Raw genomic sequence first — 7,606 nt, forward strand, 5'->3', positions numbered from 1 at the left:
GTTCACAGTAGCAGTTCGCAGTCAAAAAGATATTGAACCTTGTACAATGCCCCTGCATACTGCCACTGCCTACTGCCTACTGCCACTGCCCACTGCCAACTTCTGCTTTGAGCTTTGAACTTTGAACCCTTTGAAAGTACACAGTTCACAGTAGCAGTTTGAAGTCAAAAAAAGATATTGGACCTTGCACAATGACCCTGCCTACTGCCACTGCCTACTGCCTACTGCCACTGCCTACTGCCACTGCCCACTGCCACTGCCCACTGCCAACTTCTGCTTTGAACTTTGAACCTTGAACACCTACAAAGCCGCCACCACGTCAGCCTCAAGCCTGCCTACACCCGGAGGGCTCTGTAACAGGACCGCATCCAGATCTACCCCTTCTATAGGGATAACCTGCTGACCTTCACGGTCCCACTCTATCCGTCTTCCCAATTTCCAGGAAAGGCCGGTCATATGTGCGGCAATAGCCTCGTCAAAGCCTTCCTGAATACCACAGCTAAGCTCACCTCCATTTCGGATGACGCTAAGCCACTCCCGCATATGCAGAAATGTAGAATCCACGCGTTTTCCGTCTACGTAGGTCCACATTAATCCTTTATCGGCAAAATACTGGGAGGTGGCCGACGAGACCCCATCCAGGGCAGAAGCTGCAGGATTATAACTATAGATAGGGCTTTGTGGAGACATCTTACCAGCCTCCAACTGTTCAGCATATCGCGTAGAACCCCCATCGGGCCAAATTGTCAGGCGGTTTCCCAGTTCCATTGAGGCATCGTGCCCCATGAGCATGGTAGGCCTGTTAAACCCATTGCCAAGGGTGGCACTATAGGTAAAGGTCATTCCTTTTTCCTTGCCTTTTTTTTGTGTGCTTCCGGTGCTGAAATCGGGAAATTCCATATTCGCCTGTAGAACATCCGGCACGTTTCGTCCATCCCTGTGGGTGTAAATCCCGCCAGAGGCCATTACGGATTTGGGAATACCCATTTTTAAGACACAGTTCAACCGGTCGTAGTCATGGGTTAGTAAATCCCCCGAAAGGCCTGAGCCATAAGCCCACCATTTCCGCCATCGGAAAAAATGGTTTTTGTTAAATGGGATTTCAGGTGCACTTCCAAGAAACTGTTGCCAGTCGATCGTCTGGGAATTGGCCTCAGGGTGTATGTCGTAATTCCAGGCCCCGTTGTCGTCATTGCGGTTCGTATTGGTCGTAATCAGGGAAACATGACCCAGGATTTCTTTTTCGACGATATCCCGGGCGGTTTTAAAACTCAGGGTTTGCCGGTGTTGATGACCTACCTGAAAGGCCGCCCTGGAATTCGCAGCCGCCTCTTTCAGGGCATAAGTCTCTGTAAGGTTGTGCGTCATGGGTTTTTCCACGTACACATGCACATTATTGTTCAGGGCCTCAATGGACATTGGGGCATGCCAGTGATCCGGGGTTGCAATAACTACGGCTTCTATTTCCCCGCTCCGGATCATATCTGTATAGGTCTTATAACGTTTGACAGGGGCCTCTTCAGTTCCAAAGGACCGAATCGCTTTTTCGGCACGGACATCAAAAACATCACAAACTCCGGTTATCTGAACATTTAAAGTTTCCTGATTTCGGAAGTCCTCCAGGGCGGTAAAAGGACGCCCTTCGCGTTTCGCCACTGCTGCCGCTTCTTCCATATCTGCAATCCATTCATCGGTGGCGTATCCGAGGGATCTGCAAAGCTGCTCTCCCCGGATCCCGAATCCGATGATTCCCACGCGCACCGGTTTACCCGATACCGCGGGCACAGCTGAGGGTAGGGATGGCTGAATATTTAATTGTTCCAGAAGTGTTTCCCGCTCCCTTTTTTTACCAACGGTTCCGGAGGCTCCCGCCCACCATACAGTTCCTAAAATAGGGATACTGCCCAGTCCTAATAAGGCTTCTCTTCGTGTCCAGCTCATGACAATTCTGTTTTTGTAGTTGCTTTATTTCTTGAAAGGATTCTCGGAAGCCCGAAAAGGGAACCGGTGGGTTGATAAAAGAGTACCATACAGGCTACGGCTTCTATCAGGTTTTTGTTCACGATCCAATAACTGCCCTCGGTATTGACCTGTGCCATTCCCGGCCAGGAAGGATGCGCCAGGTAATAGAGCAGCAATAAGCCTGCTCCGACAAGGGCGCCTGGTTTTTCCAGGACACCGAGAATCAGGGTAATGCCGACAAAAACGAGGGCTGCCCAGTTCATGGTATCGATCCACGGAAGTACGGCTTCGGAGGTCATAGCCTGGAATACGGGTTTTAACGGACCCTGTGCCGTAGCGAGGTACCCGAAACTCGTCCAGTCCGGATTGTACAATTTTACAATTCCCTCATAGAGAAAATGCCAGCCAATAAGCACGCGAAGCAGGGCAAGACTCCAAAGTTTCCCCTGCGCTTTATAAGATGAAGACATAAAAAAGGTTTTAGGTTATCAGATCGGACAGGTTTATCGAACCCTCCCGGCTCTATTGTATACAGTCCATGAAATTAAGTAAACATCCAGGCACTTTTTATGACAGATATCAGCAATGGTTCACATCTGAAAAAAAATCAAGTACGCCCTGCCAATACGGTCATGGCATCCACAAACCGATCCAGTTCTGCCGTAGTTGTGTACACATTAGGGGTGATTCTGCACCCATGGACGTTAGCGTAATCAATGGCAACGGTAAAAATCCGAAACTCTGCAAGCAGTTGTTTGGCTAGGTCGGCAGGTGTCATATGGGAAATACCGGCATTGGCTATGGCACAACTGCGGGCCTCAGCCTCCGGGGTGCTGATTACTACATTTTCCACCCCCCTGAGCCGATCGCTCCAGTACCTCTGTAGATACCGGAGTCTTTTAGTCTTTTCCTCCAGGCCTATTCCCTCCAGGTAATCCATAGCGTCTGCTATGGCGAGGTCTGTGTGGACCGGATGTGTTCCGGTATGGTTCAACCGACCGATATCCCCGGGCTCCCGGTGATGTTCTGCCAACAATGGCCAAATTTTATCGATATGTTCGCTTCGGACATAGAGCAGTCCCGCCCCCAGGGGTGTACTCAACCATTTATGCAGGCTTGAGCCGTAATAATCGCAACCCAATGCGGGCAAATCTACCGGGATGTGCCCGATGCAATGTGCGCCGTCTACCAAAACCTCTACCCCGTACCGATGGGCCATATCACAGATTTTTTTAACCGGTAAAATCTGACCAGTAATATTTACCATATGACAAATCATAATCATACGGGTTTTAGGGTTGATCTGGGCCTCGTAAAGGGCGACCAGTTCCTCATCTGATTCCGGGTGGTTGGGCACTGAAACTTCACGGCAAACCACACCATAGCGCTGCGATATCAATTTAAAGTGCTCCCTCATGGCTCCGTAATCCTGAAGCGCATATACCGCCTGATCTCCTTCTTCCCAGGGATAGCCACCTATGATCAGATCCAGGGATTCCGTGGTGTTCCGGGTTATGATTAAATTCTCGTCGGTCGTGTTGAGCATGTCGGCCAGGCGTCCCGTAATGCGTTTCTTATTTTCCCATTGCTCCGTTCTCATATAGTAGGCACCCTCGTAATTCACCGCTTTTACATGTGAGATAAAAGCCTCCATCGTCGGGTTGGGGATGATATTGTAGTAGCCATTCTCCAGATTGATGTAATCCGGCTTCAGGGTATAGTCTTTGCGAATCCTTTCCCAGTAATCCTCACCTCTTCCATGGGGATATGCCTCGGTTCGCCGTCGGGTGAGGGGCTCCATACCTGAAGCCATCATTGGGGCTGCAAAGGCGGCGTAGCCCAGGCTTTTTATAAAGTCTCTTTTTTTCACTTTGGAAGTTTTGTCCTCTGAAGATACTAAAACGTTTAAAATAGAATACACACCGCGGGACGTGACCCTTTCTAATGCTTTTAATTCAGGCGTAAATACTCTATCTTTGAACCTAAAAAATCGGGGCCTCTCAAAGGCGATTTTCACCTCTGGAGTTCCCCAAAAAACGACTGCTATGAATCAACATTTAGGTCCGGTTTTAATGCTGTGCCTCCTGTTGGGATTCTCTGTGAGTGCCCAGGAAGGCGAACAAGCGAGCGCCATGGATTTCCGCTCCTACGAGGGTGTCGTACGCGATGCCGATTCCCGTGACCCCCTTGTATTTGCAACCCTTACCCTGGAAGACCAAAACATCAGCACCGTAACCAACTCCGAAGGGGAATTCCTCTTAAAAATCCCGGAGAGTCTCGCTGGGGGTACGGTACAAGTGTCCTTTCTCGGTTATAAATCCCGATCCATACCTTTAAACCAGTTCGAAGAAAACGGCACGGATATTTTCCTCGATGTTTCCGTGACCACCCTGCAGGAAGTAGATGTGGTAGTCCCCAGGGATGCGCGGGCTTTGGTACAGGAGACCTTCAGCAGGAGAGGTGAGAACTACATGCAGGATCCTATGGAAATGACCGCTTTTTACCGGGAAACCATTCGGAAGCGGCGCCAGAATGTCTCCTTATCCGAGGCAGTGATTACCGTGTACAAAACCCCGTATGCCAGTCCGAGGCACGATATCGCAGAATTGTATAAGTCCCGTAAAAGTACGGATTACTCAAAACTCGATACGGTAGCTTTGAAACTACAGGGCGGTCCTTACAATACGCTCTACGTAGACCTGATGAAATATCCGGATTATATTTTCGCTTCGGATTATTTTGACGACTACAATTTTACTTTTGATCGCAATACACGCATCAATGACCGTCTGATCTTTGTCATTAACTTTCGCCAGAAAGATGAGATCATCGAACCTCTGTTTACCGGTAAACTGTATATAGATGCTGAGCGGAAAATACTGACCAGCGCCATTTTCTCCCTCAATATTACAGATCCAAAAGTGGCGAGCCGGATGTTTGTGCGGAAAAAACCTGCAAATGCCAATGTCTACCCTACTGAGGTGTCCTACCGGGTAGATTACCGGGAAAAAGATGGAAAATGGTATTACGGCTATAGCAATGCCATCCTGGAGTTTAAAATTGACTGGGATAAAAGGCTCTTCAACTCCATTTACAACCTTACCTGTGAAATGGCAGTCACAGACTGGGAACCCTACACCGGGGGCAAAATACCCAAATCCAAGGAGCGTATTCGCTCGTCCATCATCCTGAGCGACGCTACCGATGGATTTTCCGATCCGGAATTCTGGGGGGCGTATAATATCATTGAACCCGACAAATCCATAGAGTCGGCCATTCGAAAGATCCAGAGACAAATCAAGCGGGAAGAACGCAAAAGTGATTAATGCCTTCTACTCAGACCCTTCAAGTAGTTGATTTATAAACAATTGTTGATAACAGTAGTGAACAAACTGTGAATTTCTTCTTTGCAGATTATTTGCAAAGGGAAGGGGTTTTAAATACTTTGCTTATGTAATTGATAAGGGGTTTTCAGTCCTTGGAAATCGCGGAAAATTACTACAGAGTTAGCGTTCTTTGTATTATTGGTTAGTTGAAATAAACAGAAGTATACTCGTATATGGAAAATATTTTAACGAGTTTGTATGCGGGAGCGGTAGTTTGCGCATATAGATGAGGACTTTTGCGTTACAAGACCTGCTCTAAGTGGGTCCTGTAAGATAAAAGAACTGGTCAATAAGAAGAATTGAAGGATTTAGGACTTGTTTTAAGTTTTTCAAATTTCAATTCAAACGTCGTTTTAACCGTGTGGTTTGTTCGGCTTAGGCAGAACGTAAGGCCATTAGGTTATGACAAGAAAGCCATATCCTTGTACTTGTTACAATGATGTGGCTTTCATTTTTTTACTCCCGGTATTTAAGCGGATTCCCTGCCACTACTTGATCTGACCACCATAAATTGTATATTTGCTCGCCTAAACTGCAACACCCCAATGCCAATTATACGCTACACACAGACCGACGAGGCCCCGGCCCTGGCCACTGCCTCTTTTCTCCCCATAATCAAAGCATTTACCCGCCCTGCAGGTATCGAAATCGAGGCTCGGGATATTTCCCTGGCAGCCCGCATTTTAGCTGAATTCCCCGAACGCCTCAAGGCGGATCAAAAAGTCACCAATGATCTGGTTTTTCTTGGGAATCTGGCGAAACAACCTGAGGCCAATATTATCAAACTCCCCAATATCAGTGCCTCCATCCCACAACTTAAAGACGCGATAGCTGAATTGCAGGATAAAGGCTATCCCCTGCCCGACTATCCGGATGAGGTTGAAACGGACCAGGCGGCTGACCATAAGGCACGGTACGACCGGGTTAAAGGAAGTGCCGTAAATCCGGTGCTCCGGGAGGGTAATTCAGACCGAAGAGCCCCCAAACCTGTAAAGAATTACGCCCGGAAACATCCCCATTCCATGGGGGCCTGGAATGCAGAAAGCAAGAGTTGTGTAGAGACCATGTCCGGGGGCGATTTTAAATCCAACGAAAAATCGCTCACTTTAAAGAAGGGGCGAAATCTCCGGATTGAGTGGAGCAACCCCGAGGGGGAACAAAAGGTCCTGAAGTCAGAAGTCCGCATCGAAAAAGGGGGTATTATCGATGCAAGCCTCATGGAGAAAAGGAATCTCCTCAATTTTCTGCAAACCCGGATAGACGAAGCCCGATCCCAGGGTCTTTTGTTTTCAGTTCACCTGAAAGCGACTATGATGAAGGTATCGGACCCCATCATCTTCGGCCACGTCTTAAAAACCTACTTTAAAACGCTGTTTGAAAAGTATGGTTCCACCCTCGAGAAAATAGGGGTAAACGTCAATAATGGCCTGGAAAGCCTCCTGGAATCGCTTGGGGAACTGCCGCAGGCAGAGGCCGGTGAGATTCAGGATGCCATTACCCAGGCCATGGAAGAAGGGCCTGCTCTGGCAATGGTAAACTCCGATAAAGGAATAACCAACCTGCACGTTCCCAGCGATGTAATTATCGATGCCTCTATGCCGGCTATGATTCGGAATTCGGGACAGATGTGGAATGCCGAAGGGAAGTCTCAGGATACCATGGCCGTTATCCCGGATAGCAGTTATGCAGGAATTTACAAGGCCACTATAAATTTTTGCAAAAAATATGGGGCCCTGGATCCAAAAACAATGGGATCCGTTCCCAATGTCGGGCTTATGGCCCAAAAGGCGGAAGAATATGGTTCCCACGACAAAACTTTTGAAATAGCGCAGGCGGGAAATGTCCGGGTGATCGATAGCGACTCCGGAGAAGTCCTTTTGGAACACAAAGTGGCCCCCGGTGACATCTGGAGGATGTGCTCCGTAACCGATGCGGCCGTTCAGGATTGGATTCAACTGGCCGTTCGCAGGGCAGAAGAATCGGGTACTCCTGCTGTTTTCTGGCTCGATGCAGAGCGGTCCCATGACCGGGAATTGATTTCGAAGGTGGACACCTATCTGCCGGAGGCTGTTCGGGAAAAACTGGATATCCGCATTCTCTCACCAGAAGCGGCCACCTGGTATACCCTTGAAAGGATCCGTGAAGGGAAGGACACCATTTCAGTTACAGGGAACGTCCTCAGGGACTATCTCACGGACCTTTTTCCAATTTTGGAGGTTGGAACCAGTGCCAAAATGCTTTCAATAGTCCCCCTGATG

At 48.5% G+C, this 7,606-nt stretch carries 5 protein-coding genes; 2 read left to right on the forward strand and 3 right to left on the reverse strand.

All coding sequences use genetic code 11. From position 1 onward, the window contains the following. Positions 1-300 precede the first annotated feature (300 nt). From WBV75_RS11655 to WBV75_RS11665, 3 genes are all read right to left on the reverse strand, one after another. Positions 301-1,941, reverse strand: coding sequence for a Gfo/Idh/MocA family protein (locus WBV75_RS11655; RefSeq protein ID WP_424120766.1), 1,641 nt, complete (start codon positions 1,939-1,941; stop codon positions 301-303). After that, positions 1,938-2,432 carry a DoxX family membrane protein gene (locus WBV75_RS11660; RefSeq protein ID WP_424120767.1) on the reverse strand — a complete coding sequence of 165 codons (495 nt, stop codon included), beginning with the start codon at positions 2,430-2,432 and terminating at the stop codon, positions 1,938-1,940. Before WBV75_RS11660 ends, WBV75_RS11655 begins: the two co-directional genes overlap by 4 nt. A gap of 137 nt (positions 2,433-2,569) precedes the next feature. Continuing rightward, entirely contained in the window at positions 2,570-3,832 is a 1,263-nt protein-coding gene (locus WBV75_RS11665) for an aminotransferase class V-fold PLP-dependent enzyme (RefSeq protein ID WP_424120768.1), read from the reverse strand. Between the two features lie 175 nt (positions 3,833-4,007). On the opposite strand from WBV75_RS11665, the gene WBV75_RS11670 reads away from it, so the two are divergent. Then, on the forward strand, positions 4,008-5,288 hold the full coding sequence (locus tag WBV75_RS11670; RefSeq protein WP_424120769.1) for a carboxypeptidase-like regulatory domain-containing protein: 1,281 nt from the start codon (positions 4,008-4,010) through the stop codon (positions 5,286-5,288). A gap of 605 nt (positions 5,289-5,893) precedes the next feature. Continuing rightward, positions 5,894-7,606 (forward strand): NADP-dependent isocitrate dehydrogenase (locus tag WBV75_RS11675; protein ID WP_424120770.1); only part of this gene is annotated, 1,713 nt, incomplete at its 3' end.

The sequence above is a fragment of the Robiginitalea sp. genome (assembly GCF_049588695.1).
GTDB lineage: Bacteria > Bacteroidota > Bacteroidia > Flavobacteriales > Flavobacteriaceae > Robiginitalea.